Below are 25,346 nucleotides of genomic sequence, written 5' to 3' on the forward strand. Positions count from 1 at the left end.
AAAGGACTAAAAAATGTCACAACGCTGTAAAATTATTCCTGAGCGCTGCATTGCTTGTGGCCTATGTGCGATCTATGCCCCCGAGATCTTCGATTATGATGAAGACGGGATCGTTTTATTTGCCCAAGAACCGAATGCTCGGCAACAGTTTATCATAGAAGACCAACAAGAAAAAGTCAAAACTGCTTATCGCAAATGCCCTACCCGTGCGATTATCATGGAAAAATAAAAAAAGCCGACCTGCCATTGACAGACCTTTCGTCTGCAACAGCAAGTCGGCTCATTTTTTTATTTTCCTATAGCAGAATGATGGGGCTGCTTACGAGCCAACCATGGCAGCAGTTTGGCGTGAAGTGCTAAAAAGACGGCACTGACGATTGCGCCTTTGACCAAATTGAAAGGTAAGATCCCGATCGCCACATATTGCGGCAAAGACATTCCTAAAAATTGATCGGCTGTGACCCCGAAAAAGCGCAGGTAAAGCGGTGTGATCACAAATAGGTTCGCCACACTCATAAAAATCGTTACCGACAAGATACCGCTGATGACACCAACCATTTTGTTTTTGGTGTGAATACCTTTGCGGAAAAAGTAGTACATTGGCAAAGTAAAGGCACATGATGCTAAAAAGCTTGCCGTATCCCCCACCATATCAGCAGGTGAAAAACCAGATAAGAACAAATGCAGCACCGAACGAATGAAAGCAGTCAATACCCCGCTCCAAGGACCAAATAAAAACATCATGATCATCACGGGAATATCACTAAAATCGATCTTTAAAAAGCTGAATGCTGGGAAAATCGGAAAAGCGATAAATTGCAAAATTGTTCCCATAGCAGCACACATGGCGATCGTCACCATTTTTCTTGTTTTGTTGTTCATCAGTATAAATCCTCCTAAGTTCAGGATTCCTCTTCAAACGAACCTATTAAATTTCCTCGGCTTTCTTGTCGGCGCCAGACAAAAAATGCCCTCTTTTTTCCACAGGGAAAAAAGAGGGCATTCGAAATAGCCATAAGCAAATCAAATACGCTCTATCTTCTTTATCCAGACTGTACTGTCGGTATCGGAATTTCACCGATTCAGCTATTTCCGAAGAAATAGGTCGTGGACTATAACCACCGGTCGGGAATTGCACCCTGCCCCTGAAGACGAACCTTTATTCTATTTATTACATGTTCTATTATACACAAAATCTAAAAATTAACAATAGTTACGTTTTCAGATACTTTTCAACTATTTTGCACTATTTTTCAGCTGACTGACTTCCTTCTTCGACAATTCTCGGTATTCCCCTGGACGAAGACCTTTCAAATCTAACGGACCATAATTTTCCCGTTTTAATTTTTGCACAGGCAAACCAACTGCTTTTAACATATTTTTGACTTGATGGTTGCGTCCTTCGTGGATCGTCAATTGCACAATACTAGATTGCGCTGTTTGGTCTGTCGACAAGATCTCAAAGCGAGCAGGTGACGTCTTACGGCCTTCGATCCGAATCCCTTTTGTCAATGGGAGCAGCTGCTTTTTATCCGCAATCCCTTTGACTTTGGCAACGTACACTTTGTCGACTTCGTGTTTGGGATGCATCAGTGTCTGTGACAATTCCCCATCATTTGTCAGCAATAACAAACCAGAGGTATCATAGTCCAAGCGCCCGACGGGATACACCCGTTCAGGAACTTCAGCAAAATAATCCAAAACGACTTTGCGCTTTTTATCATCCGTTACAGCTGAGATCACACCACGAGGTTTGTAGAATAGATAATAGACGTGTTGTTCTTGTTCGATTGGTACACCATCGACTTCAACGACATCTTTTGAGCTAACTTGGACCCCTAATTCTTTGATCACTTGCCCGTTGACGCGCACTCGGCCTTCGGTTATCAATCCTTCAGCTTTTCTTCTTGAGGTGATGCCAGCATGGGCAATCACTTTTTGCAAACGTTCCATCTTCATTCTCCTTCTGTTTCTGCTTGTTTGTAGCGGTCGTAAAAAAGATCAAACGGTGCATCTTCTTCAAGTTCATCTTCCATGGATTGGATGTCAGGCAATTCAGCCAAACTTTTTAAGCCAAAATAATCCATAAAGTATTCCGTCGTACCATATAGGATCGCTCGTCCTGGTCCGTCAACGCGGCCTTTTTCTTCAATCAGTCGTTTTGCCACCAATTTTTGAACCGAACCGCTGGATTGGACGCCGCGGATCTCTTCTACTTCCATCCGAGTGATCGGCTGCTTGTAAGCAATGATCGACAACGTTTCTAAAGCGGCCTGCGACAACGAGCTGCCCATCGGTGATTCAGCATATTTCTTCAATAAAGGGGCAAATTGTTTCTTGGTGGTCAAAATAAAATGATTGCCCACTTCAAGAATATGCAACGCAGTATGTTCATTTTCTTCATATTGCTGATTTAGTTCCTGCAAATGCTGATAGACACTAGCAGTATTACTTTTGACTAAGTAACTCAATTCTTCAAGTCCGATCCCCTCATCACCGACGACGAATAAGATCGCTTCTAATTCACTATATTTACTCATCTTCTTTACCTGTTGGATAGAGCAGAATCGACGCATAATTGTCTGTTTGCTCTACTCGAATCGTTCCTTTTTTCATTAATTCTAACAGTGCCATAAAGGTCACCACAACTTCTGTTTTATTGTAGGTCGTAAAAAACGAATCAAAGCTGCGACCTTTTTGGGCACTGACATGCTGCATCTCCAGCTGGATCGCCGCCATCTTTTCATCGATGGTGCTTTCATCAGGAGAAATTTTGGTTTCTAGTACTTGGCGATTTTTCTTTTTCTCAATCATTTTTTGAAAAGCCAAAAAGAGATCGATCGTGTTAAATTGATTGGCTCTTAACTGATCTTCTTCCTCTTTGTATTCATCGACATCCATCGGATCTTTCGTGTAATACAAACTGCGCTCTTCCGCTTTTTCGGAAAGCTGCTCGGCTGCATACTTAAATTTGCGGTATTCTAGCAGCTGTGCCACCAGCATATCCCGTGGATCTTCTTCGTACTCTTCCACTTCAGCAATCAGCTCTTGTTTCGGTAACAGCATCTGGCTTTTGATCGCCATCAGAGTCGCCGCCATAACTAAATACTCTCCAGCGACTTCTAATTCTAAAATTTTCATGGCATGGATATACTGCATGTATTGTTCGGTGATGGTTGCAACTGGAATGTCATAAACATCGATTTCCAGTTTTTTGATCAAATGAAGCAGCAAATCCAACGGTCCTTCAAAGACAGCTAATTTTATTTTGATTTCTTCCATTCCATCCTCGATTTCTAGGCGCGCGGAAAGTGCTGCTTGTACACTTCCGTCATCCGTTTCTTCGTTATATGCGTGTAAATCTGAGTGGTCGAGATATCTGCGTGTCCTAACAGCTCTTGAACCGTTCGCAGATCTGCGCCGTTTTCTAATAGATGAGTCGCAAAACTATGGCGCAACGTATGGGGAGTCACATTTTTGGTGATCCCAGCTTGTCGAACCAAGGCTTTTAAATTTTTCCAGATTCCTTGACGAGACAGCTGTGTGCCATGGTTGTTTACAAACAGGTGGCTTTCATCCGGTGTTTTTCTCGTCAAATACGGACGTGCATCGCTGAGATACGTTTCGATCCATTGAATCGCTAGATCCCCTAATGGGACGATCCGTTCTTTGTCGCCTTTCCCGGTTGTTTGCAACAAGCCCATACTTAAATGCAAATCATTCAATTTCAAACCGATCAACTCGCTGACGCGCAAACCTGTCGCATACATCACTTCCAAAATCGCTCGATCGCGAATGCCCAACACCGCTCGAGTATCTGGTGTTTCGATCAAGCGCTCCACTTCCTGCAAACTCAAAGTGTCAGGTAGCTTCTGCTGTTTTTTCGGCGAATCAATATGCTGCATCGGATCATGATCTGTCAACCGTTCTTGACGCAAATATTGATGGAATCTTCGCAAACTGGAAACCATCCGAATCACGGTTGCCGAGGATTTTCCCGCCTCTTGCAAACTTTGCAAAAAAGACAAAACGATCACTCGGTCGATCTGTTGCCACTGCGTCACTTGTTTTTTTTGTAAAAACGCAAGATACTGTTGCAGATCCCGCTGGTAGCTGGCACGGGTATTTTGGGATAGCCCGCGCTCAATGGTCAAATAATGAAGATAATCAATAATTTGTTCGTTCATGGGGCTTCCTCTACTTTCAGCTTTTTTATCATATCAAATTCTGGCTCGTTTAGATAGTAGCTTGCCAACAAAAAAGAGGCATCTACCCGAATCTTTTGCCCAAGGAAACACCCGAATCATAGCAGATTTTTTGGTTTCTTTCAAATTGGAAAAAAGAGCACTCTTCCTATCGAAACCATCTGACTATCATTCGGGTGATAACAAATATTTTTCAAATTACCCAGCTACAGACACTAGGCTTTGTTTTGGCATTTTTGGCAGACACCATGAAATGTCAACCGATGATCCTTTACTAAAAAATGGTACTTTTGTTCGACGATCTCTTCGACTGTGCCCAACAGATCCTCTTCAACCTCTTCGATATTGCCGCATTCCAAACACAACAAGTGATGATGGAAATGTTTGGCGCCTTCTTTACGTAGGTCATAACGAGCGACACCGTCATTAAAACTGACTTTATCGACGATTTTCAAATCCGTCAAAATCTCCAATGTTCGATAGACGGTTGCTAAGCCAATCTCAGAATTTTTTTTGCGCACAAAGAAGAAAATCTCTTCGGCGGATAAATGATCTTTCTCATTTTCTAATAAGACCAACAACGTCGCTTCTCGCTGAGGAGTTAATTTGAACCCCGACTCGTGCAATTGTTTCTTGGTCTTTTTTAACGCTGCTGTTGTGTTCATAGTTGCCTCCGTATGCCGCTAATTTATAACGATTCTAATTTGAGTGAGAATCACTCAAGACAAACATTGTAATCATTATAAATTAGAACAGCAAAAGAAACAAGTATTCTCAATTAGGTTTTTTAACAAGAATCGTAAAGCCGTCTTTTTGCTCAATTAAACGCTGTTTCATCAAGGTTCCTAACGCCCGTTTAAATTGGCCTTTACTAATACCAAACGTTTGTAAAATCTCTTCTGGTGCTGATTTATCGGTAAAAGGAATTTTATTTTCTGGCGCTCGTTCTAAAAAGGTTAGGACCATGGCGGCATCATTTGAAATCGCCTCGTGGGCTCTTGGTTTCAATGAAAGGTTCAAGACGCCATCTGGACGAACCCCGATCACTCGTCCTTTGACAGCTTCCCCAAGACGCGGCTCTTGGTAGCGCTCTGATGGGTGGACGAAGCCAATATAAAAATCATCCGTCAATAAGTAGGTTCCCGCTAGTTTTAAGCGATACACGGTACCTGTAACATCTTGATTCTTCATCTGTTCCGTACCATTCTTACTCAGTGCCTTGAAGATTTTCTCATCTGCTAACGAAGCCCATATACGCTCTTTGTCATCGACGCGCAAGCTGACCATCAAACGGTCGCCTTTTTTGGGCCAAAGTTCCCGCATTGTTGGCAATTCATCTAATGAAACCACCATATCCTTGTCTTTTAAACCGATATCGACGAAAACGCCTAAGTCGCGACGGCTTCCTGTGACTGTACCAAAGGCATAATGCCCTTTGCGGCTTTTCGGAATATTCGTAGTGAGCACATTTTCTTGCTTTTGGTTTTGATAGCCAAACCCTTCGACGGCTTCACCTAAATGATGTTCGCCTTCTTCCTTGGCTAGTCGGAAGGTAACCCCGCCTTTTTGAACAAAATAATTCTGTTCATTTTCATCAATGATCAATCCGCTAAATACGGATGCTAATAAGTCTTTCATCTATTCTCTCCTTCTTCATAAAAACTGCCCGTTGCTAAAAAAAGAAACGCAGCAGTGCCATAGCAATAACGCCTGTGATAACGATCTTCATCAAATCTTTTGTATAATACCCCACCAACAATGCTGGGATACAGGCAACAGTTTCTTTGACTTTCAAGATGGGAAACTGCCCTTCTCGAAAGATCAGCAAATTTTGAACCAACAATGCCGCCAAAATACACAACGGCAAGTAACTCAAAAAGATGGTGAAAGGTTTTGGAAATACGAGCTTTTTAGAAAATAAAAAAGGAACGATCCGCGGAATCCAAGTAACCAACCCACATGCTAGCATTAGTATAACAAAATTAGTCATGATGTGTCACCGTCCCAACCAAACATCCTGCCAAGGTCGCAGCAATTACCGCGATCTCAGCAGTCGAAAAACGCATAAATAAAATCAATGTCCCCACAACTGCCCCGAGTACTAAGAGCGTTTGCTGGGTTTTCTTCTTGAGGGGTCGCTCTACTTGAAATAAAAAAAGACCAACAAACATGGCTACCAAGGCAAAATCTAAGCCTAACGCTTCTGGATCTGGAATAAACGAGCCTAATAGTCCGCCCAAAAAGGTTGCGAAGATCCAACTCAAATACGCCATCACGTTCAACCCATGGGTCCATTTCGCTGTGACTGGTTTGTCTTGTTGCAGTGCCGTCGTCAAAACGCCATAGGACTCATCAGTCAAAAGCGTCCCAATCCCAATAGCAGAAAGCAAAGGAGTCTTTTTAAAATAGGAAGCCACTGATAAGCTCATTAAGAAATGTCGTAAATTCACTAAAAAGACGGTTGCGACGATCGTCGTGAAAGGTGCTTGAATCGCGAGTAATGCACAAATAATAAATTGAGCACTACCTGCATAGACAATAATAGACATTAAAATAATTTCAAGAATCGACAACCCAACACCTTTTCCTACGACCCCCATCGCAAAACCAATCCCTAAGTACCCAAGAATCGTTGGTACACAAGCAATGACCCCATCTTCAAAGCGATCATATCTTTCTATTTTCTGCACAAAAAACCCTCCCTGTTTGAACGATTATCTTTCATCATATCGAAAACAGGGAGGGGAAACAAGTATTTTTCACATGTGCATGTAATAACTCTGAAAGTTTTCTAGTGACTCAGGAGACTTAGCGAACGGTGTGATCGTTCCCATTGCCTCTGAAATAGCCAGTTTTGGCGTTTACCGTAAATAAGTATAGCGGGAACGCTGAATCATCCGTTCCTTTAAGCAAGCTGCCTTGGGCATTTGTCGCATAAAAATTGTAATAGCCTTCGCCGTTGACGATCCGCACGCGTTCAAAAGTATAACCACCATCAACCACGTAACCACGGGCAATCGCTGTGGCAATGATTTTTTCTTGGACACCATCTGCCCACACCCAAGCGCTATTGTTTACATCATTCAAATCACTTTGACGGGCTGGAATAATTGGCTGATTATTGGTATTTGTTGGCGTATTTGGCGAAAGCACATACTCTTCTTCAGACGTGCTTTGTGCGGGCGTCGCAGCGCTTGTAGAACCGCCGCTTGAAGCGGAAGCGTTGTTCTCGGAAGCCGCCGCTTGTGCTGCTTCTTGGGCCGCTTGTTGTTGTGCCGCTGCTTCTTGCGTAGCGGTTTCACGCTTCGTCAACGCAGTATCGACTTTGCGCAGATCAGCAGTGAGACTTTCCACCAATGAATCGATCGGTAAAGCTTGGACTTTTTTCATCAAGGCATTGTAGTTCTCACGGGTGACACTTGCAGGTGCTTCACCATCACCACTTAAAGCCACCATGCTCTTCACCGCATTTTGAACTTCCTCGATCGCACTGAACTCTTTTTGTCCCATGTCGATGGCTTGATTGATCAACTCATCAAAGGCATCCCCGTTCTCACGCTTCGCCATTGTGACGGCAGCCGCTTCTTTCAATGAGACTTCTTCCAATTGATCTTCCACAACGGCAGGACTGCTAAAATAGCTGTTGATCTCGGTCAAAGTTGCTAGTTTGTCAGCGATCGTCGCAGCTTCTTGTGACAAGGCATCGTACCGTTCATGGTCTTGAAACTCTGCCAACTGATTCGTCACAGCCGTCAGCTGTTCTGATGTTTTGTCGTTTTTAATGAACACTCGTTCATCATTTGTATAAAAATCATTCAGCTCATTTTCAATTTGATCGAGTGTACGGTTTTCCTGCGCCAGTTGCGTTTCTCGGGCAGTTTCTTGTTGCTGCTGTTGATAGTAATACGCCCAACCGCCACCAGCTGCCACTAATAAACAAGCCGCTGTAATATAGAGTGCTTTGCGAGGACGCTTCTTTTTTTCGCTAGGCGTCGACGTTTTTTCTTCAGTAGTCGCCTTTTTCGGTGCTTCATCCGCTGCGGTGATCGGCTCAGGAATTGGATCGATCACTGGTTCTGGCTGCTTCTTCGCTTCTTCAATGACTGGATCCGTCACTGGTTCATCTTCGCTTATCAGTAGAGGTTCCTCACTGGCTTGTTCCTGACTTTCTTCTTCAGTAGCAGACAAATCATCAGTGGCGGCTTCTGCTTCTAGAGCAGCGGCTTTTTCTTCTTCATCAAGTTTGTGTTGGCGGATATAAGCAGCCAAAATATCAGCGTCATGCTGTTCCTCCGTACTTAATGCATCGGTTTCACTTGCTTCCTCACTGGCTGATGTCGCATGCTCTTGCGTTGCGCTAGAACTTTCTACTTCCGTTTTTTCCTCAGCTTCTTTCTTAGAGGCTGATGTGGAGGTTACATGTTGCTCATCGGAAAAAGTCCCTTGCTGCGCGAGGTCGATCGTTTCTTCATTTGAGGATGGCCGATCACCTAAGTGCTCCTCCATTTTTCCGATCGGGACGTTTTTAAAGTCTGACCAGCGAATATCATCATTTTTATTCTGTGGCTCTTCTGGCGTAACGGAAGAGTCAGATGTTGGTTCCAGTTCATTCTCCTTTGCCTGGTTCCATTGGAACCCGCAATTGGGACAAACGGGTGTTTCTTCTATTGCTTGAAATCCACATTCAGGACATGTCTTCTTCATTGATTCAAACTGACTCCTTTTGTTTTTTGCATTTCCTTTTATGAAGCAGTCGCCTCTTTCATCAGACGCTTGCTGTACCTACTGCTTCTTTTTTTAGACCAGCAAATAATGGGTCTTTTTTGACACTTCGTTGTTTGTTACGTTTTGATGCAGATGCACAAAATTAAATTTATCACATTCTTGGCAATTAGCCAACACTTGCTTGGTTACGTTTTTATTAAGTTCTTTACCAATCTTGTGTCGAGAGGACAGAATCTGAATAAAAAAGACTTTCCAAAGGGTTCCTTTGGAAAGTCGATAAACCTTGATTATTCTAAGAAATCTTTCAATTGTTTTGAACGAGATGGATGGCGTAGTTTCCGTAATGCTTTTGCTTCGATCTGACGAATCCGTTCTCTCGTTACCCCAAAGACTTTGCCGACTTCTTCTAATGTCCGAGTACGACCATCATCGATTCCGAAACGCAAGCGCAGCACGTTTTCTTCACGGTCAGTCAACGTATCCAGTACATCTTCTAGCTGCTCTTTCAACAGCTCATAAGCCGCATGCTCTGCTGGACTTGTGGCATCTTGGTCTTCAATAAAATCACCTAGATGAGAATCGTCTTCTTCACCGATCGGTGTTTCTAATGAAACAGGTTCTTGAGCGATCTTCAAGATTTCACGAACTTTTTCCGTCGGCAGATCCATTTCTGCGCCGATTTCTTCTGGTGTCGGTTCGCGCCCTAAGTCTTGCAGCAATTGCCGTTGAATACGGATCAATTTGTTGATGGTTTCCACCATATGCACAGGAATACGAATGGTTCGCGCTTGGTCAGCGATCGCACGGGTGATCGCTTGACGGATCCACCAGGTCGCATACGTCGAAAATTTGAACCCTTTGCGGTAGTCGAATTTCTCAACGGCTTTCATCAAGCCCATGTTTCCTTCTTGGATCAAATCAAGGAATTGCATTCCTCGACCCACATAACGTTTGGCAATACTAACGACCAAACGCAGGTTGGCTTCTGCCAAACGCTGTTTTGCCTCTTGATCGCCTTCTTCGATTTTCAGTGCGAGCGCCACTTCTTCTTCTGCGGTCAATAACGGCACACGACCGATTTCTTTCAAGTACATCCGAACGGGGTCATTGATTTTCACACCAGTTGGTGCAGACAGATCTTCTTGAGGTTGTGTTTCTTGTCGTTTTTCATTGCTCTTTAGACTATGGACTGAAGGCTCTCCATTTTCATCCACGACACTGATGCCTGAATCCTCCAGTTTTTGAATTAATTTGTCCATTGCATCAGCATCCAAAGTATACGGCGTTGCTAAACGATTCGTAATGTCATCGTAAACAACTTGCCCCTTTGTTTTGTTTTCTCGGATGTATTCGGCAACTGCTTTGTCATACGTTTTTTTTGTTTCTTCTGCCATGAAAGAAAGCCCCTTTCAGTTCGCTATTTAGCTTGTTTCAACCGTTTGGTCAAATCAATGATTTCGATCGCAAGTTCAAGTTCTAATTGCTGGTTTCCTTTTTGTCTTGCTTCTTGCTGCTGGATTCGTTTTTGATTGATTTCTTCAGCAATGCCCGACTTTTGAAATACCTGCAGAATGTCCTGAAATTCTTGTTCAGTCCCTTCCTCAGAAGCTTTAAGATCTGCAATATCGATCACCATTTTTTTCATTGAATCTTCTTTTAAAAAATCTAAGAACTTTGCTAAAACAAAGTGTTCTTCTGTTTCCATATACGCATCAAACAGCAGATAAAGCTGTTGGTAACGATCATGGATAAAGGATATGCCACTCGCTCGAAAGCGATGGTTTAACGTACTGTCATGAAACAAACGGTACAATAATAATTCTTGTGCTTTTTCTACCTGTGTTTTGGGCTGCTGCCGCGTTGGCGGCGTGAAGACCACAGGATTGGTTGTTGGCGCAGGCGGCGGTGCATCTTGCCGCGGCTGCTGCTCTTGCCGGTTTTGCTTGAGCTGCTGCTGCAAGGTCTCACGGCTCAAGTTGAACTCTGTGGACAACTGAGTCAAATAACGGTCTTGCTCCAGCAAAGAATCCACCCGCTGTAATTCTTTTAATACTACTTGGACATAATCTAGCTGCTCTTTCTCATTGGCCAAATTTCGATTCGCTCGATGGTAATCCATTTTGAAAGCAAAGACGGTTTCTTTCCCATGTACAGCTAATTTATAAAAAGCTTCTGTCCCATATTTGCGCAAATAGTCATCTGGGTCCATCCGTTCCGGCACTCGAACCACAGATAATTTCAAGCGGCTATTGTTTTGCAAAAGATCGATCCCACGGTTCGTGGCTTCAACCCCTGCACTATCTCCATCGTAACAAAGAATCACTTCTTGTGCCACTCGCTCGATGTGAGCGATCTGCTGATTGGTCAGGCTGGTCCCCATCGAGGCGATCCCATTTTCGATCCCTGCTTGCCAAGCGGCGATCACGTCCATAAATCCTTCAAATAAATACACTTGGCCATCTTTACGCATCGCTCGTCGCGCTTTGTCAAAGTTGAAAAGAACCTCGCGTTTATTGAAAAGAATCGTTTCAGGACTATTTAAATATTTTGGTTGGTCTTGATCACCGACTTTTTCGCTTGCTAACCAACGACCAGAAAAACCAATCGTTTTTCCCTGAGGATTGCGGATCGGAAACATGATTCGCTGGTAAAAGCGATCCGCCAGTGAGCCATCGTTGCGCTGAACAAAGAGTCCTGTATCAGGAAAAAACTCTGCTTTGGCTTTTTCATTCAAAAAAACTTTCTCCAAAAACGAGCGTTCATTCGGTGCAAAGCCAATATTGAACTCTTCGATCAGTGCCATCGTCAAGCCACGATCTAATAAATAATCAAGCGCTTCTTGTCCAGCAGCCGTATTCACCAACATGTGATGATAGACTTCGGCGGCTTTTTCATGTAACGCAATCAATTGACTCGTTTGTGAGGTCGCTTCATTGATGCCTTCAGACTGCTGATATTGCGGATCAAGAGGAATATCGTTCATTTCTGCTACTTTGACGACTGCTTCTGGAAAACTGATCCCTTCAAGCTCCTGTAAGAAACCATACACATTTCCACCACGACCACAACCAAAGCAATGAAAAATTTGTTTGTCCTCTGCAACGGAAAAAGAAGGTGATTTTTCATTATGGAACGGACACAAACCAAAATAATTTTTTCCAGACTTCTTTAACTGGACATACTGTCCCACGATATCGACGATATTGCTACGTTCGCGAATGTCGTCAATGACCGTTTGAGGAATTCGTACCATCCACTCACCTCCATTTGGTAAGTATTCATCGGTTTACTAGGTAAAAAAACGCACTAATAGATATCAGTGCGAAGAATAATTAGACAGAATCACTCATAATGATTTTACCATATTTTATTTGTATTTCAAGCTTTTTTGTTTCACTTATTTTACAACGCTTATGAAAAGAAACGCGCCGTAACATTGATCTTCCATTGATTCATTTTTATTAAATCAGCGTAGAATAAATTGCCGCCGTTATGATACAAGTGACCACCATTATAAAAAACGGATTGGATGCCCCAATAACGATAGGTTTGTTCTGTATCATTGCCTAACAACGGGGATAAAACCTCTCTGGAATATGTTTCTGCTAATTCTAAGGTGTTCATGCCACCCCGTTCAGCGACATAATCAATATAATCTGTCCCAAAATTATAAGCCTGGACTGCGGTCCAAAGATCACAGTTCATTTGCTCGGCTTTTTCGATCAACTCGGCTAAATAAGAAACCCCTTGTTCGATGCTTTGTTCTGGCGTATCAAATTGATTTTGTTTTCCATATACACTTTCAGAACTTTGCATCGGGTCATTGCCTTGTCCTTTTGACTCCGTCAGCATGATGCTCATGGCTAATGACTGATATTCAGAGATGTCGTGGGCTTGCGTCTGTTGCGCGATTGCTTCTTCATACGCATAGACAGCTTTCAATGCCGTGTAGTTTCGATAGACCCAAACCCCTGCCCCGATCAGCAGCAACACGAGGGCCAGCTTCAGTATAAATCCTAGGAAACGTCGAATTTTTCTCATCAAATACATCCCATCTTTTCTAAGTCAGAATCTATCGTACTATGAAATGAACGGGCTGACTAGAATTTTTTCTCTCCTAAAAAATCCTTAATAAAATCACAAGATTATTTAGAAAAAAACAAGCAATCCTAAGCTGACTGAGGGATTGGCGATCTTTTGACAAGAAAAAGGAAACAGCGCTTCTTCAAAAGGAAGCACTGTTTCACTCATCATTATTTTTCGATCGTGGTGACAATACCAGAACCGACTGTTCGTCCACCTTCACGAATCGAGAAGGTCGTTCCATTTTCTACAGCGATCGGATGGATCAATTCCACATCGATCGTTACGTTGTCACCAGGCATCACCATTTCCGTTCCTTCTGGTAAAACGATATTCCCAGTTACGTCCGTTGTACGGAAGTAAAATTGTGGGCGATAATTATTAAAGAATGGGGTATGGCGACCGCCTTCTTCTTTTGTCAACACATAGACTTCCGCTTGGAATTTCGTATGCGGTGTGATAGAACCTGGTTTTGCTAACACTTGGCCACGTTCAATTTCATCACGGGTGATGCCCCGTAACAATACCCCTACGTTATCGCCAGCTTCTCCGAAGTCCATCGTTTTGCGGAACATTTCTACCCCTGTCACGACTGCTTTTTGTGTTTCAGGTTTGATTCCGACGATTTCTACTTCATCCCCGACTTTTACCATGCCGCGATCGATCCGACCAGAAGCAACGGTCCCCCGTCCTGTGATCGAAAAGACATCTTCGATCGGTAACAACAATGGTTTGTCAGTATCACGTTCTGGCGTTGGGATATATTCATCTACTGTATCCATCAGCGTTAAGATCGCTGCTTCAGCATCTGGGTCCCCTTCCAAGGCTTTTAACGCAGAGCCCTTGATCACAGGAATGTCGTCGCCAGGAAAATCATATTCAGTCAGCAATTCTCTGACTTCCATTTCAACTAAATCGATCAACTCGTCATCATCGACAAGGTCCGTCTTATTCAAAAAGACGATCAAATATTTCACACCCACTTGACGAGAAAGCAAAATATGCTCCCGTGTTTGTGGCATTGGGCCATCTGTCGCTGATACGACCAAGATTGCGCCGTCCATTTGAGCAGCCCCTGTAATCATATTTTTCACATAATCCGCGTGTCCCGGTGCATCGATATGGGCATAGTGCCGTTTTTCCGTTTCATATTCCACATGAGCAGTATTGATTGTGATACCACGTTCGCGTTCCTCAGGAGCCGCGTCGATACTTGCGTAATCTTGCGGATTGGCAAGCCCTTTTTTCCCAAGAACTGTGGTAATTGCAGCAGTCAAGGTGGTTTTCCCATGGTCGACGTGTCCAATCGTTCCGATGTTGACATGGGGTTTGCTACGATCATAATGTTGTTTTGCCATATTGTTTCCCTCCTAGAGAAAGTTGAGTCGTTGGTTGACTCGAATCATATTTTTGCGATTTACGCTTCCAAAGAGATAAGGATTAACTTATTTTTTGTAAGTTTAAATCTACCCTTATTATAGGTCAAAATTAGTCAAAGTCAAGCAAGAGGTCTCGGCAGCTAATCCCTAAGAATTTCTTTGCTTTTTGTGATCCATTGGACGCAAGCCTGGTTTTTATGAATAATAGAAGATGAGGTGAGAAATGTGAAGAAAATCATTGCAGCGCTGGTTTTTACAGCAATTTTTCTTGGCGGCTGCTTCCTTACTTATGACTATTACTATGGTGGAAGTGACTACTATACAGTTATCAACGATGCGGGGGAACACGATACCGAAGTCAGTGACGAGGGGGTCGTTGAAAACATCTATCGTTATACACAAACAGCCTACAGCGCCTCTGGTGACGTCAAAACGGTCAAAATGAATGAACACCGTTCCGCTCCTTTGAAAGAAGGCGCCTATTTGAAACTATTGGTCAATCCAAACAAAGGCGTTATAAGCTGGGAAGAAGTTTCTGAAGAAGACGTTCCTCAAGCGGCTCTTGAAAAGTTGACCCCTCAATAATTGCTGCTATCAAGCAAGCGTCTGTAAAAAAGCAGGCCGTCCTCTTTCTAAATGAGGACGCCCTGCTTTTTGTACTTGTTCTGCCATCGTCTGCTTAGAAACAGCTCTTGTTACATCCGATTAATCACTTCTTCTACATTTTTGATCGTTACGGAAATCGTGCCATCGGGGTTATTGATAAATTCGATCAAATTCGGATCTCGGTAAACATCCAAAGGAACGATCAATTCGATTCCATTCGATAATTTTAGTTTTTGCTTACCAAATTTTTTCTCCGAGATCTCACGAACATCCCGCATCATCGGTGCTTGATTGACGAATCCTTTTTCAACCACTTCTTCTTGAAATGAAAGCTGAGCAGTAATATTGTCTTTAAAGACTTTTTGCGCCACTTCACTCACATCGATATGACCAGACTCTTCGATCGTATCGTAGACCGCTTCTTTCAAATCGGCAACAACGTTATAGGTGGGTGTTTCAAATTTCTGACCAATTTTTTCGGCTACTTTTTTGATGACTTTGACATTTTCTTCTAAAGATGGGATCGGTTCGGCATCAATGACTTTTGTTGAAAAGTAGGCGTATTTTTCACCTGAAAAGCTATATTTCTTTTCAATCAGTTCAAAGTCTAAGCTCTCCACATCGATCGTGATTCCTTCATCTGCCTTTTGGGTTTTACCAGCTAGTAAGGCACGATGCAAAATCAAATTATTTTCGATCCCAGCCTCCCCATTATCAATAAAATGCGTATAGCCATCTTGATAATTGACCTTCAAAAAAGCCAGCTGCATTCTTGTATCTAATTCATATAAGACGACAAACGCATCCGCACTTGGCGCATCTTCACTTTCCTTGTACGCTTCATACCAGCGTTGCACGATCGCTTCACTGGCTGCGATAAAGTCGTCTGGTGCTTGTTTGACCAATTGAGCGATCGTTGAAGTTTCGAGTAAACGACCTGTTTTGGTTTGCGGTGTAGCAAGTTTCTGTATTTTCTTCGTCAAATAATCACGAATGTATTCCGTTGTTAAATCAAGTTCAACTTGAGAAAAAACTGGATCGCCTGTTTGACGGTCCACAATGTGTAAAATCGCATGTTTCAAATAAATATCCATTGGTTACGCTCCTTATCCATTTGTCTAGTGTACAAAATAAATAGGCGAACTGACAAGAGCGAATCGGCATTTTCCTTCAACATTCGCTTTCTTTTTAAAAGGTGCAATCATTGGAAATTCCTGCCTCGTCTGCTAAACTAGAAGTATCACAGAAAACGGAGGAATGAACATGAACAGCTATACGTTATCAAACAATGTGGCCATCCCTGAGCTAGGCTTTGGCACATGGCAAACACCAGACGGCGACGTTGCCGTAGCATCAGTCAAAAAAGCACTAGAAGTAGGTTACCGCCATATTGATACAGCACAAGGCTATAAAAACGAAGCCAGTGTTGGTCAAGCGATCAAAGAAAGCGGCATTCCCCGCGAAGAGCTTTTCTTGACTACAAAATTATGGAATGCGAACCATTCTTATGATCTTGTGATGTCCTCTTTTGAAGAATCTTTAGAAAAATTACAAACAGACTATATCGATCTTTTCTTGATCCATTGGCCAAATCCAGTGGCTTTTCGCGACAATTGGCAAACAGCGAACGCAGAAACATGGCGTGCTTTTGAAGAGTTGTATCAAGCAGGCAAAATCAAAGCGATCGGCGTCAGCAACTTCTTACCACATCATTTTGAAGAATTGAAAAAAACAGCGACTATCTTCCCAATGGTCAATCAAATTTTCCTTGCACCTGGCGAGTTACAAGAAGAAGTCGTGACTTATTGCCAAGAACACGATGTATTGCTTGAAGCATACAGCCCATTAGGTACTGGGAAGATCTTTGATGTACCAGAAATGAAAGCATTAGCTGAAAAGCATCAAAAATCAATCGCTCAAGTTGCATTACGCTGGTCTTTACAACATGGTTTCTTGCCATTACCAAAATCAGTCACACCAAGTCGGATCGAAGAAAACATTCACGTCTTTGATTTTGAGCTATCTGAAGAGGACATGAAAACGATCGATCAATTAGATGGTGTGGTTGGGAAAGCGACCAATCCAGATACGACAGGGTTTTAATTTCACTCTCTATAAAGGAGAAGCCTATGAAAAAAACTGATTTGAATCATCTCTCCCCTGCTGTTCAAAAAGCCTTACATGCTGATTTTGTTTTTCTCGTTTGGCCAGACAAAGTCCAACACTTTCCAGCACGTCAATGGACGACCAGCGACTATCAGCAGATGCTGACCGAGAAACTTACTGGGGAACCACGCTTTTTTCTTTGGGAAAACTACTTAGTCGCCACTGGAGAAAATGACCTTTTGGTCCTGATGCCTAAGTACCATCAAATCAATGATCTAGTAGAAACACCAGCGCCGCTTTTTTAGCAGCGTTGGTGTTTTTTCAGGAAGTATATAAATTTTTTTGTATTTTTTCATGAGAATCACTGTTCTTTTCTGCAAATTTTCCTTATAATCGATAGTGATCGAGAGGAGAAGATTATGAAAAAGAAACAATTAGCAAAATTGAAACAACAATTCCGCCCGTCTTATGAAACAGCTCGCCAACAGTTGTTTACAGCGATCGAGCGCAAAACAGCAGATAAGTTTGACCTTCCGACGACAGTGTATATCAATCCTAAAAACCAAGAGGAATTATTGATTGAATTGTTGAAGGAAACGCCAAAAGAACAAAAAATCGCTGTTCCTTTAGATGAGAACTTCAAGATCGTCGTGAAACGAATCCAACGCTTAGAAGCTGGTTTGCTTGATCGTTTCAGCGATAACTTAGTTGATGAGATCGCTGCTTACTGGTTGCCGACCAACCCGCAAGAAAGTACGGCACCCGCTCCTGCAAAAGAACCAGCGAAAGTGAAGGAAGAATCAGCACCAGCTGAAGCGGCTGCACCGACTACCTCTGCATCAACTAAAGAAGTAGAAAAAGCAACTGAAACAATGGCTGATACTGCTGACAACACAATGACTTTTTCAGCATTTGCTGAAAAAATCGCAGCATTCCCTAAATTTTCTGCCAAACAATCTTCAGGAGAAACGATCGTGATCGAAGCTTCCCCGAAAGAAGATCGTGTTCTAGCAACGATTTCTGAAACAGAAAGTGATACTTTTACCATCGAAACTGCGCTAGAGCGCAAATACAAAGTAAAATTAGAAGTCATTCCATTGATCGAGGCGTATGCCCACACGGCGATTTCGAAACGATAAACAAAAGGTTCTCTAGACAAATGCCTAGAGAACCTTTTTTAATTGCGTATTTCGGTTAAAAATTTACGGGCTTGCTCTTGGTTCATTTGAGTCGCAGCTCGCAGCTTAGCTGCCAGCTGTTCAATCTCGTTTCCTTTTGCTCCAACTGAAATAGCTAATGAACGGGCTTGCATGCTCATATGGCCTTGCTGGATACCTTCTGAAACCAATGCTCGCAACGCGGCCAGATTCTGAACCAACCCGACACTTGCCGCCAGCGAAGCTAACTCACTCGCCGTTTCAACACCAGTCAATGCCAACGCAGCTTGGGCTTTTGGCAATATTTTTGTGGCACCCCCGACTGTGGCGATCGCCAACGGCAGTGTGATACTACCAATCAAACGGTCTTCGATGATGGTCCAGGAAGTCAACCCTTGCATGCGGCCATTACGGGCAGCATAGCCATGACAAGCGGCAGAAACGGCGCGAGTATCGTTTCCGGTAGCCAAAATCAGCGCTTCAACCCCATTCATGATCCCTTTGTTATGGGTAGCGGCACGATATGGATCGATCTTGGCAAAATCAGCTGCATGAACAATTTTTTCGGCAACTTGTCTGCCATTTCCGGTCTTGCTCAATTTGTCAAAAGGCACCGAGCAAGTGGCTGTTACTAACGATTCCGTAGCGAGATTGCTTAAAATACTAAAGAGAATTTCTTCTTCTGGGAACCATTTGCGAAAAAGCTCTGCCACTCCTTCTAAAATTGAATTGATGATATTGGCGCCCATCGCATCTTTGACATCAACCATTAAATCGATCGACACATAAGCGGTTGCTAAGTCAGATTCTGCTGGCGAGAAGTTCCGACCGATCACTCTTCGCAATCCACCGCCGCGTTTCACAATGGAAGGATACGTCTCATTCGCCACTGCAAAGATCGTTGCTTGCTCGGATTCAACTTTTGCCAAAATCGCTTCCGGATCCTGAACATCCATAAAGACGATCTGGCCTCGAAGCAAACGTTCTTGACTGGTCGTCGTAATGGGCCCAGCCATTTTTGCTCCATTGCTCATCGCTGCGATCACCGAGGGTTCTTCTGTGGCTAACGGGACATTGTATGCTTTGCCATTCACCTGCAGGTTCAGCCCTACGCCTAACGGGATCTCTACTTCACTGATCTGGTTTTCGATCAAGTGATTAGCCGTTTCCTTGTTTAGTGTCATTTCTTGAAAAACTAAGGATTCTGCTGCTGTGATCGCTCCTTGTGCTTCAAGAAAGGCTAATCGTTCATTAGGCGCGAGGGCGTAGAACTTTTTTTTTTCTGTTTTTTCTGATGCCGACTCTTCATCAAAATTCGTTTGACTTACTGTCGCCGAAGGATTTTCTAACAGCATCGCTAGCCCTAATCCGCCACCGACACACAAAGAGGCGATTCCATAGCGCTCTTGGGTGTCTTTTAGCTGATAAGCGACGGTCGTTGCGATCCGCGCGCCAGTCGCTCCAATGGCATGTCCCAGTGAAATGCCCCCGCCGTAACGGTTGACTTTCTTCGGATCCAAACCAAGTTCACGTTCTACTACGATCGAAGAAGCTGCAAAGGCTTCATTGATCTCAAAAATACCGATATCTTCAATCGTCAGTGCTTGGTTTTTCAGTAACGTATCGATTGCTTTGATTGGTGAGATTCCCATGATCTCTGGGGCGAAACCGACTTCGACGATCTCTTTGATCACTGCCAGATAAGGAATCTGATGCTCTTCACAATAGCTTTTTGACGCGATCAAGACCATGGCCGCCCCATCATTGATGGTTGAGGCGTTCCCAGCAGTCACCGTACCGTCTTTTTTGAAAACTGTTTTTAATTCAGCTAATTTTTCGACTGTCGTAGCGGCGCGAATGCCTTCGTCCTGTAAAACGGTTCCTGATTTTTCAGTCAACGGCACGATCTCTTGATCAAATTTCTTTGCTGCTTGCGCTTTGGCAGCTTTCATTTGTGAGTGGTAGGCAAACTCATCTTGCTCTTTGCGAGTGATCCCGTATCTTTCTGCTACCGTCTCAGCCGTCAGTCCCATTGGCTTGCTACTGAATGCATCTGTTAATCCGTCATGCATCATTGTTGACACCGGAGCTGAATACTGATCTTCCGCCTTGTTATAATAACTAAAGAGCGGCGCATTCGTCATACTTTCAATCCCACCAGTCAATACGACGGATGCCTTGTTCAATTGAATTTGCTCCATCCCCATTAGAATCGCTTTCATTCCCGAACCACATACTTCGTTGATCGTTGAGGCTGGTATATCTGAGGAAAGCCCACTTTGCAAGGAAACTTGGCGTCCTGGATTTTGACCACTGCCTGCTTGTAGCACATTTCCGATAATCACTTGTGCGATATGTTCTTTTGCTTGTTGGTTTCTTGCCAACAAGGCTTTTGCAGCGACTGTTCCTAATTCTACCGCTGTATATTCTTTTAATGACCCATGGTATTTGCCAATTGGCGTTCTTAGTGCGTCGATAATGACAACTTCTTCCACGTACGTCACCTCCTCTTGAAATATATCATTAAATCCTCCAAAAAAGAATACCCCACATTCGGTTGTCGCACCCTTTTCTACTTTCTTTAATAAAGTTTAAATTCTAATCAATTCTTTTTCATTTTTTTCAAAAAATATGATACCTTAGAACGTGTAGCCTACTAAGTATGTAGAACATAAAGGAGCGACGGAATGAACGTTGGTATTGATAAAATAAATTTTTTTGTCCCCCCCTATTTTATAGATATGGTTGATCTAGCTCACGCCCGAGAGGTAGACCCGAATAAATTTACGATCGGGATCGGTCAAGATCAAATGGCGGTCAATAAAAAAACACAAGATATCGTCACCTTTGCCATGCACGCGGCAAAAGATATCCTTACGAAAGAAGATTTACAAGCAATTGATATGGTGATCGTCGGAACAGAATCTGGCATCGATGAATCAAAAGCTTCGGCAGTGGTTTTGCATCGCCTATTAGGTATCCAGCCATTTGCACGGTCCTTTGAAATCAAAGAGGCGTGTTACGGCGCAACGGCGGGCTTACAATTTGCCAAAGCCCATGTACAAGCCAATCCACAAAGCAAAGTTTTGGTCGTGGCTTCAGATATCGCCCGTTATGGCTTAGCTTCTGGTGGCGAGCCCACTCAAGGTGTGGGCGCTGTTGCTATGTTGATCTCGGCGGATCCAGCAATTTTGCAGCTTGAAAATGATAATTTGATGTTGACGCAAGATATTTATGATTTTTGGCGTCCAGTAGGACATCAATATCCAATGGTAGATGGTCATTTGTCAAATGCCGTTTATATCGATTCATTCAAACAAGTTTGGCAAGCCCATTGCGAAAAAAATCAGCGGACAGCAAAAGATTATGCGGCTTTGAGCTTCCATATCCCTTATACAAAAATGGGTAAAAAAGCCTTGTTGGCTGTTTTTGCCGAAGAAGATGAAACAGAACAAAAACGCCTGATGGCTCGCTATGAAGAATCGATCGTTTACAGCCGTCGTACCGGCAACTTGTATACTGGTTCACTGTATCTGGGCTTGATCTCTTTATTGGAAAATTCCTCTAGCCTGCAAGCAAATGATCGAATCGGATTATTTAGCTACGGATCAGGAGCGGTTGCTGAATTTTTCAGCGGCTTGTTGGTACCTGGCTATGAAAAACAGTTGGCGCAAGCGGCACACCAAGCGTTGCTCGATGACCGTCAAAAGCTAACGATCGCTGAATACGAAGCGATGTTCAATGAGACGATCGATATCGATCAAGATCAATCCTTCGAAGATGATCTGCTTTATAGTATTCGTGAAATCAAAAATACCATTCGTTATTATAAAGAAGAAAACGAATGACCCTGAAAAAAACTTTGCTTCTTTTTTAGCTAAAAAGCTTGAAGGAACAAAGTTTTTTTCTTTCTTTGAAAATGATTGAAACGAAACTTGTTTTCCAAACATTTTCTGCATGTTATTCAAAAATTTTCAGATAATTCAGGAAAAACATTTGACAGTCCGCTTTTTTTTGTCTATACTAAAATCAATTCAAGTTTGGAGGAACTTTTTATGTTAAACACGACCGTATCCCCACAACTGAATACCTTTTACTTTAGCTACTTTAGATAGTTTGTATTCATATCACATTATGGATGCAAACCAAAAACGAGTTTTGTTTGTATCTATGATGGCTAAAGCATTTTAACTTGAACTTGCAGCCATGTAGAAAATCTTCTAAATGGTTGCCAATAGACGTTTACGCTTGGTATAGGATCGAATCCATTTAGACGATTGTCTGAATGGATTTTTTTGTTCAGGTAAACCCCCATAAAAAAAGAGACGATCATAGGAGGAATTACAATGAAAATGAAAAAATGGATCACGACTGGGTTACTGACAGCTTCCCTACTGGCATTGGCAGCTTGCGGAGAATCAAGCAACACTTCGGAAGAAAACGACGGAACAAAAACAGTCGGTGTCTTACAATTGGTCGAACATGGCTCCTTGAATGCAGCCTATGAAGGGTTCAAAGAAGGCTTAGCAGAAGCGGGCTACACGGAAGGTGAAAACCTAACGATCGAATACCAAAATGCGCAAAACAGTCAAGACAATTTAAAAAGTATGAGCGAACGCCTAGTGAATGCCTCACCAGATCTTTTATTGGGCATTGCCACTCCTGCTGCTGTATCTTTAGCAAATGAAACCAACGACACCCCAATCGTAGTTACCGCAGTCACTGACTTAGTTGGAGCGAAATTGGCCGATTCAAATGAAGAACCTGGTCGCAACATCACCGGTACTTCAGACATGGTGCCGATTGAGCAACAGATCAACTTGCTGTTAAGCATCGTGCCTGATGCCAAAACGATCGGCATTATGTATAACGCAGGTGAAGCCAATTCAAAAATCCAAGCTGACTTGGCAGAAGAAGCCTTAAAAGCTGCGGGCGTTGATGTAAAAGTATTGACCGCCAATACAACCAATGATGTGCAACAAGTAACCACCAGCCTTGCAAAAGATGTTGACGGCATTTATGTTCCAACAGATAATACCTTTGCCTCTGCTGCTGCAATCGTCGGCGAAGTGGCCAAAGAAACCAAAACACCGATCGTCGCTGGTTCCGTAGAACAAGTCGATGATGGTGCCCTAGCAACTTACGGTATTGATTATAAATCCCTTGGCATTCAAACAGGGAAACTAGCAGCGAAAATTTTGGATGGCGATGCAGAGCCAGCAACGACGCCCGTTGAAACAGCGGATAATTTAGAGTTAGTCGTCAATGAAGAGATGGCTGCTGCTTTAGGGATTGATCCTGCCAGCATCACTGCACCAGAATAACCATACTAACTTAGATTTGAGGAAATCATATGAATTTAGTCGACACATTCTTGCTCTTACTACAATCTGCCACCTCTCAAGGGATCCTTTGGGCATTGCTGGCGATTGGTGTATTTTTAACCTTTCGTATTTTAGATATCGCTGATTTAACTGCAGAAGGGAGTTTCCCCTTAGGCGCTGGGATCGCAGCAATCAGTATTACGAATGGTCTCTCGCCTATTTTAGCGAGTCTGATGGGCTTTGGCGGCGGCATGGTAGCCGGCTTAGTATCTGGTCTGCTGCACACAAAACTAAAAATCCCTGCCTTATTGGCGGGGATCATCACGATGACTGGACTGTATTCCATCACAAATCGTGTGATGGGTGCTCCCAACATCGCCTTGCTGGGGCAAGACACGGTCTTCACCCAATTTCAAGCCATGGGACTGACCAAAAACAATGCCGTGATTCTTGCAGGCTTTCTCTTCGCGGCAATCGTCATTTTGTGCTTGTTCCTCTTTTTCCGTACAGAGATCGGCTTAGCATTGCGAGCGACGGGCGACAATTTAGCTATGAGCGAGGCCAACGGTATCAACACTGATAACATGAAGATTATCGGCTATATGATCTCTAATGGCTGTATCGCCCTCTCTGGTGCCCTCTTAGCCCAAAACAATGGCTTCGCTGATTTGAACTCAGGGATCGGTACGATCGTGATCGGTTTAGCATCGATCATTATTGCAGAAGTTTTATTTGCCAATAAATCTTTGCTTTTGCGATTGATCACCATCGTGATCGGGGCAATCGTTTATCGCTTTATCTTGGCCGTCGTATTCGAATTCAATGTCGAGGCCAACGATATCAAATTGGCATCTGCAATCGTCTTAGTCATCTGCCTCTCCTTACCGCAGCTTCGTTCAAAACTAGGACTCAAAAAGATGCTGCCAAAAACCAAAGGAGGCCAATCCTAATGACTTCAGTCTTAACAATCGAGAATCTACACCAAACCTTTGAAAAAGGAACGATCAATGAAAACCATGTCTTGCGAGGCATTGACCTGACGATGAATGCCGGTGATTTTATTACGATCATCGGTGGGAATGGTGCTGGAAAATCGACCCTCTTAAACAGTATCGCAGGAACGATCCCAACAGAACAAGGAAAAATCACCTTAGATGGGAAAGACATTACCCGTTTATCCGTGACCAAACGGTCAAAAGATATTAGTCGGGTCTTTCAAGATCCACGTATGGGGACCGCGGTTCGTTTGACCGTTGAAGAAAATTTAGCATTGGCTTATAAACGCGGCCAAGTCCGCGGATTTGCAACAGGCGTCAAAGCGAAAAACCGCGCGTTTTTCCAAGAGAAGTTAGCCAGCCTAAACTTAGGCTTAGAAAATCGCCTTTCTGCTGAGATCGGGTTGCTATCAGGCGGACAGCGGCAAGCCATCACCCTCTTGATGGCAACGTTGCAGCAGCCTAAATTGATTTTATTAGATGAACATACCGCGGCCCTTGATCCTAAAACCTCATTGACGGTCATGGCATTGACCGATCAGTTGATTCGGTCCCAACAGTTGACGGCTTTCATGGTCACTCATGACATGGAAGATGCCATTCGTTACGGAAATCGCCTGATCATGCTTCATCAAGGCAAGATCGTCGTAGACATTGCCGGTGAGCAAAAGCAGCATTTGACGGTCCCTGAATTGATGGAAATGTTCCATCAAAATAGTGGTGCTGAGTTGAAAGATGACCAACTGCTCTTACGCTCTTAACAAGC

At 43.3% G+C, this 25,346-nt stretch carries 25 protein-coding genes and 1 riboswitch; of the genes, 9 read left to right on the plus strand and 16 right to left on the minus strand.

Features of this window, described 5'->3' with window-relative positions; all coding sequences use genetic code 11:
- Window positions 1-13: 13 nt before the first annotated feature.
- Window positions 14-229 (plus strand): ferredoxin, encoded by a 216-nt coding sequence (locus IGJ44_RS11310; protein ID WP_005229322.1) that lies wholly within the window; start codon window positions 14-16, stop codon window positions 227-229.
- Between the two features lie 59 nt (window positions 230-288).
- On the opposite strand, the gene IGJ44_RS11315 is transcribed toward IGJ44_RS11310, so the two are convergent.
- The 14 genes from IGJ44_RS11315 to tuf all read right to left on the minus strand — a co-directional run bounded on the left by IGJ44_RS11315 (window position 289) and on the right by tuf (window position 14,371).
- Window positions 289-882 (minus strand): ECF transporter S component, encoded by a 594-nt coding sequence (locus IGJ44_RS11315; protein WP_010749232.1) that lies wholly within the window; start codon window positions 880-882, stop codon window positions 289-291.
- A gap of 150 nt (window positions 883-1,032) precedes the next feature.
- A riboswitch (FMN riboswitch) is annotated at window positions 1,033-1,157 on the minus strand.
- 79 nt (window positions 1,158-1,236) lie between these two features.
- Entirely contained in the window at window positions 1,237-1,953 is a 717-nt protein-coding gene (locus tag IGJ44_RS11320) for a pseudouridine synthase (RefSeq protein ID WP_167827108.1), read from the minus strand.
- 2 nt (window positions 1,954-1,955) lie between these two features.
- Window positions 1,956-2,540 (minus strand): SMC-Scp complex subunit ScpB, encoded by a 585-nt coding sequence (scpB, locus tag IGJ44_RS11325; RefSeq protein ID WP_005229316.1) that lies wholly within the window; start codon window positions 2,538-2,540, stop codon window positions 1,956-1,958.
- Window positions 2,533-3,282 (minus strand): segregation/condensation protein A, encoded by a 750-nt coding sequence (locus IGJ44_RS11330; protein WP_167827109.1) that lies wholly within the window; start codon window positions 3,280-3,282, stop codon window positions 2,533-2,535. The genes scpB and IGJ44_RS11330 overlap by 8 nt, the downstream gene beginning before the upstream one ends.
- 14 nt (window positions 3,283-3,296) lie before the next feature.
- Window positions 3,297-4,187, minus strand: coding sequence for a site-specific tyrosine recombinase XerD (gene xerD / locus IGJ44_RS11335; RefSeq protein WP_015510075.1), 891 nt, complete (start codon window positions 4,185-4,187; stop codon window positions 3,297-3,299).
- A 233-nt stretch (window positions 4,188-4,420) separates the two neighbouring features.
- Window positions 4,421-4,870 carry a Fur family transcriptional regulator gene (locus tag IGJ44_RS11340; RefSeq protein WP_015510076.1) on the minus strand — a complete coding sequence of 150 codons (450 nt, stop codon included), beginning with the start codon at window positions 4,868-4,870 and terminating at the stop codon, window positions 4,421-4,423.
- Window positions 4,871-4,979: 109 nt separating this feature from the next.
- On the minus strand, window positions 4,980-5,843 hold the full coding sequence (locus tag IGJ44_RS11345; protein WP_010749226.1) for a CvfB family protein: 864 nt from the start codon (window positions 5,841-5,843) through the stop codon (window positions 4,980-4,982).
- A gap of 34 nt (window positions 5,844-5,877) precedes the next feature.
- Window positions 5,878-6,195, minus strand: coding sequence for an AzlD domain-containing protein (locus IGJ44_RS11350; RefSeq protein WP_010749225.1), 318 nt, complete (start codon window positions 6,193-6,195; stop codon window positions 5,878-5,880).
- Complete coding sequence (locus IGJ44_RS11355; protein ID WP_010749224.1) at window positions 6,188-6,895, minus strand: AzlC family ABC transporter permease; 708 nt, start codon at window positions 6,893-6,895, stop codon at window positions 6,188-6,190. Before IGJ44_RS11355 ends, IGJ44_RS11350 begins: the two co-directional genes overlap by 8 nt.
- A gap of 118 nt (window positions 6,896-7,013) precedes the next feature.
- The gene (locus IGJ44_RS11360; protein WP_074536682.1) at window positions 7,014-8,909 is read right to left on the minus strand and encodes a cell division site-positioning protein MapZ family protein; all 1,896 of its coding nucleotides are present in this window, start codon (window positions 8,907-8,909) and stop codon (window positions 7,014-7,016) included.
- A 308-nt stretch (window positions 8,910-9,217) separates the two neighbouring features.
- On the minus strand, window positions 9,218-10,324 hold the full coding sequence (gene rpoD, locus IGJ44_RS11365) for an RNA polymerase sigma factor RpoD (RefSeq protein ID WP_005229298.1): 1,107 nt from the start codon (window positions 10,322-10,324) through the stop codon (window positions 9,218-9,220).
- Window positions 10,325-10,347: 23 nt separating this feature from the next.
- Complete coding sequence (dnaG, locus tag IGJ44_RS11370; protein ID WP_074536683.1) at window positions 10,348-12,183, minus strand: DNA primase; 1,836 nt, start codon at window positions 12,181-12,183, stop codon at window positions 10,348-10,350.
- 158 nt (window positions 12,184-12,341) lie between these two features.
- A complete protein-coding gene (locus tag IGJ44_RS11375) occupies window positions 12,342-12,971 on the minus strand; it encodes a lysozyme family protein (RefSeq protein WP_074536692.1) in 630 nt (209 codons plus the stop codon).
- Window positions 12,972-13,183: 212 nt separating this feature from the next.
- Window positions 13,184-14,371 (minus strand): elongation factor Tu, encoded by a 1,188-nt coding sequence (tuf, locus tag IGJ44_RS11380; protein ID WP_074536684.1) that lies wholly within the window; start codon window positions 14,369-14,371, stop codon window positions 13,184-13,186.
- A 246-nt stretch (window positions 14,372-14,617) separates the two neighbouring features.
- Here tuf and IGJ44_RS11385 point away from each other — a divergent pair, with 246 nt between their 5' ends.
- On the plus strand, window positions 14,618-14,977 hold the full coding sequence (locus IGJ44_RS11385; RefSeq protein WP_015510082.1) for a YxeA family protein: 360 nt from the start codon (window positions 14,618-14,620) through the stop codon (window positions 14,975-14,977).
- 110 nt (window positions 14,978-15,087) lie between these two features.
- Here the strand turns inward: IGJ44_RS11385 and IGJ44_RS11390 are convergent, their stop codons facing one another.
- On the minus strand, window positions 15,088-16,092 hold the full coding sequence (locus IGJ44_RS11390) for a nucleoid-associated protein (RefSeq protein WP_005229284.1): 1,005 nt from the start codon (window positions 16,090-16,092) through the stop codon (window positions 15,088-15,090).
- 163 nt (window positions 16,093-16,255) lie between these two features.
- On the opposite strand from IGJ44_RS11390, the gene IGJ44_RS11395 reads away from it, so the two are divergent.
- The 3 genes from IGJ44_RS11395 (at window position 16,256) to IGJ44_RS11405 (ending at window position 18,243) form a co-directional block, all read left to right on the plus strand.
- The gene (locus IGJ44_RS11395; protein WP_416242385.1) at window positions 16,256-17,101 is read left to right on the plus strand and encodes an aldo/keto reductase; all 846 of its coding nucleotides are present in this window, start codon (window positions 16,256-16,258) and stop codon (window positions 17,099-17,101) included.
- 26 nt (window positions 17,102-17,127) lie between these two features.
- A complete protein-coding gene (locus IGJ44_RS11400) occupies window positions 17,128-17,409 on the plus strand; it encodes a hypothetical protein (RefSeq protein WP_015510084.1) in 282 nt (93 codons plus the stop codon).
- Window positions 17,410-17,523: 114 nt separating this feature from the next.
- Entirely contained in the window at window positions 17,524-18,243 is a 720-nt protein-coding gene (locus IGJ44_RS11405; RefSeq protein ID WP_010749217.1) for a hypothetical protein, read from the plus strand.
- Window positions 18,244-18,281: 38 nt separating this feature from the next.
- Here IGJ44_RS11405 and IGJ44_RS11410 read toward each other — a convergent pair whose 3' ends face one another.
- Window positions 18,282-20,756, minus strand: coding sequence for a hydroxymethylglutaryl-CoA reductase, degradative (locus IGJ44_RS11410; RefSeq protein WP_167827112.1), 2,475 nt, complete (start codon window positions 20,754-20,756; stop codon window positions 18,282-18,284).
- Window positions 20,757-20,948: 192 nt separating this feature from the next.
- Between IGJ44_RS11410 and IGJ44_RS11415 the strand changes: the two genes are divergently transcribed.
- The 4 genes from IGJ44_RS11415 (at window position 20,949) to IGJ44_RS11430 (ending at window position 25,341) form a co-directional block, all read left to right on the plus strand.
- Complete coding sequence (locus IGJ44_RS11415) at window positions 20,949-22,109, plus strand: hydroxymethylglutaryl-CoA synthase (RefSeq protein WP_074536687.1); 1,161 nt, start codon at window positions 20,949-20,951, stop codon at window positions 22,107-22,109.
- 498 nt (window positions 22,110-22,607) lie between these two features.
- Window positions 22,608-23,585 carry an ABC transporter substrate-binding protein gene (locus tag IGJ44_RS11420; protein WP_074536688.1) on the plus strand — a complete coding sequence of 326 codons (978 nt, stop codon included), beginning with the start codon at window positions 22,608-22,610 and terminating at the stop codon, window positions 23,583-23,585.
- A 29-nt stretch (window positions 23,586-23,614) separates the two neighbouring features.
- Window positions 23,615-24,535, plus strand: a complete 921-nt coding sequence (locus tag IGJ44_RS11425; protein WP_005229245.1) for an ABC transporter permease — start codon at window positions 23,615-23,617, stop codon at window positions 24,533-24,535.
- A complete protein-coding gene (locus tag IGJ44_RS11430) occupies window positions 24,535-25,341 on the plus strand; it encodes an ABC transporter ATP-binding protein (RefSeq protein ID WP_005237149.1) in 807 nt (268 codons plus the stop codon). Before IGJ44_RS11425 ends, IGJ44_RS11430 begins: the two co-directional genes overlap by 1 nt.
- The last annotated feature ends 5 nt before the right edge of the window (window positions 25,342-25,346 follow it).

Origin of the sequence: Enterococcus sp. DIV1368d (assembly GCF_050542975.1) — a bacterium.
Lineage (GTDB): Bacteria > Bacillota > Bacilli > Lactobacillales > Enterococcaceae > Enterococcus_D > Enterococcus_D casseliflavus.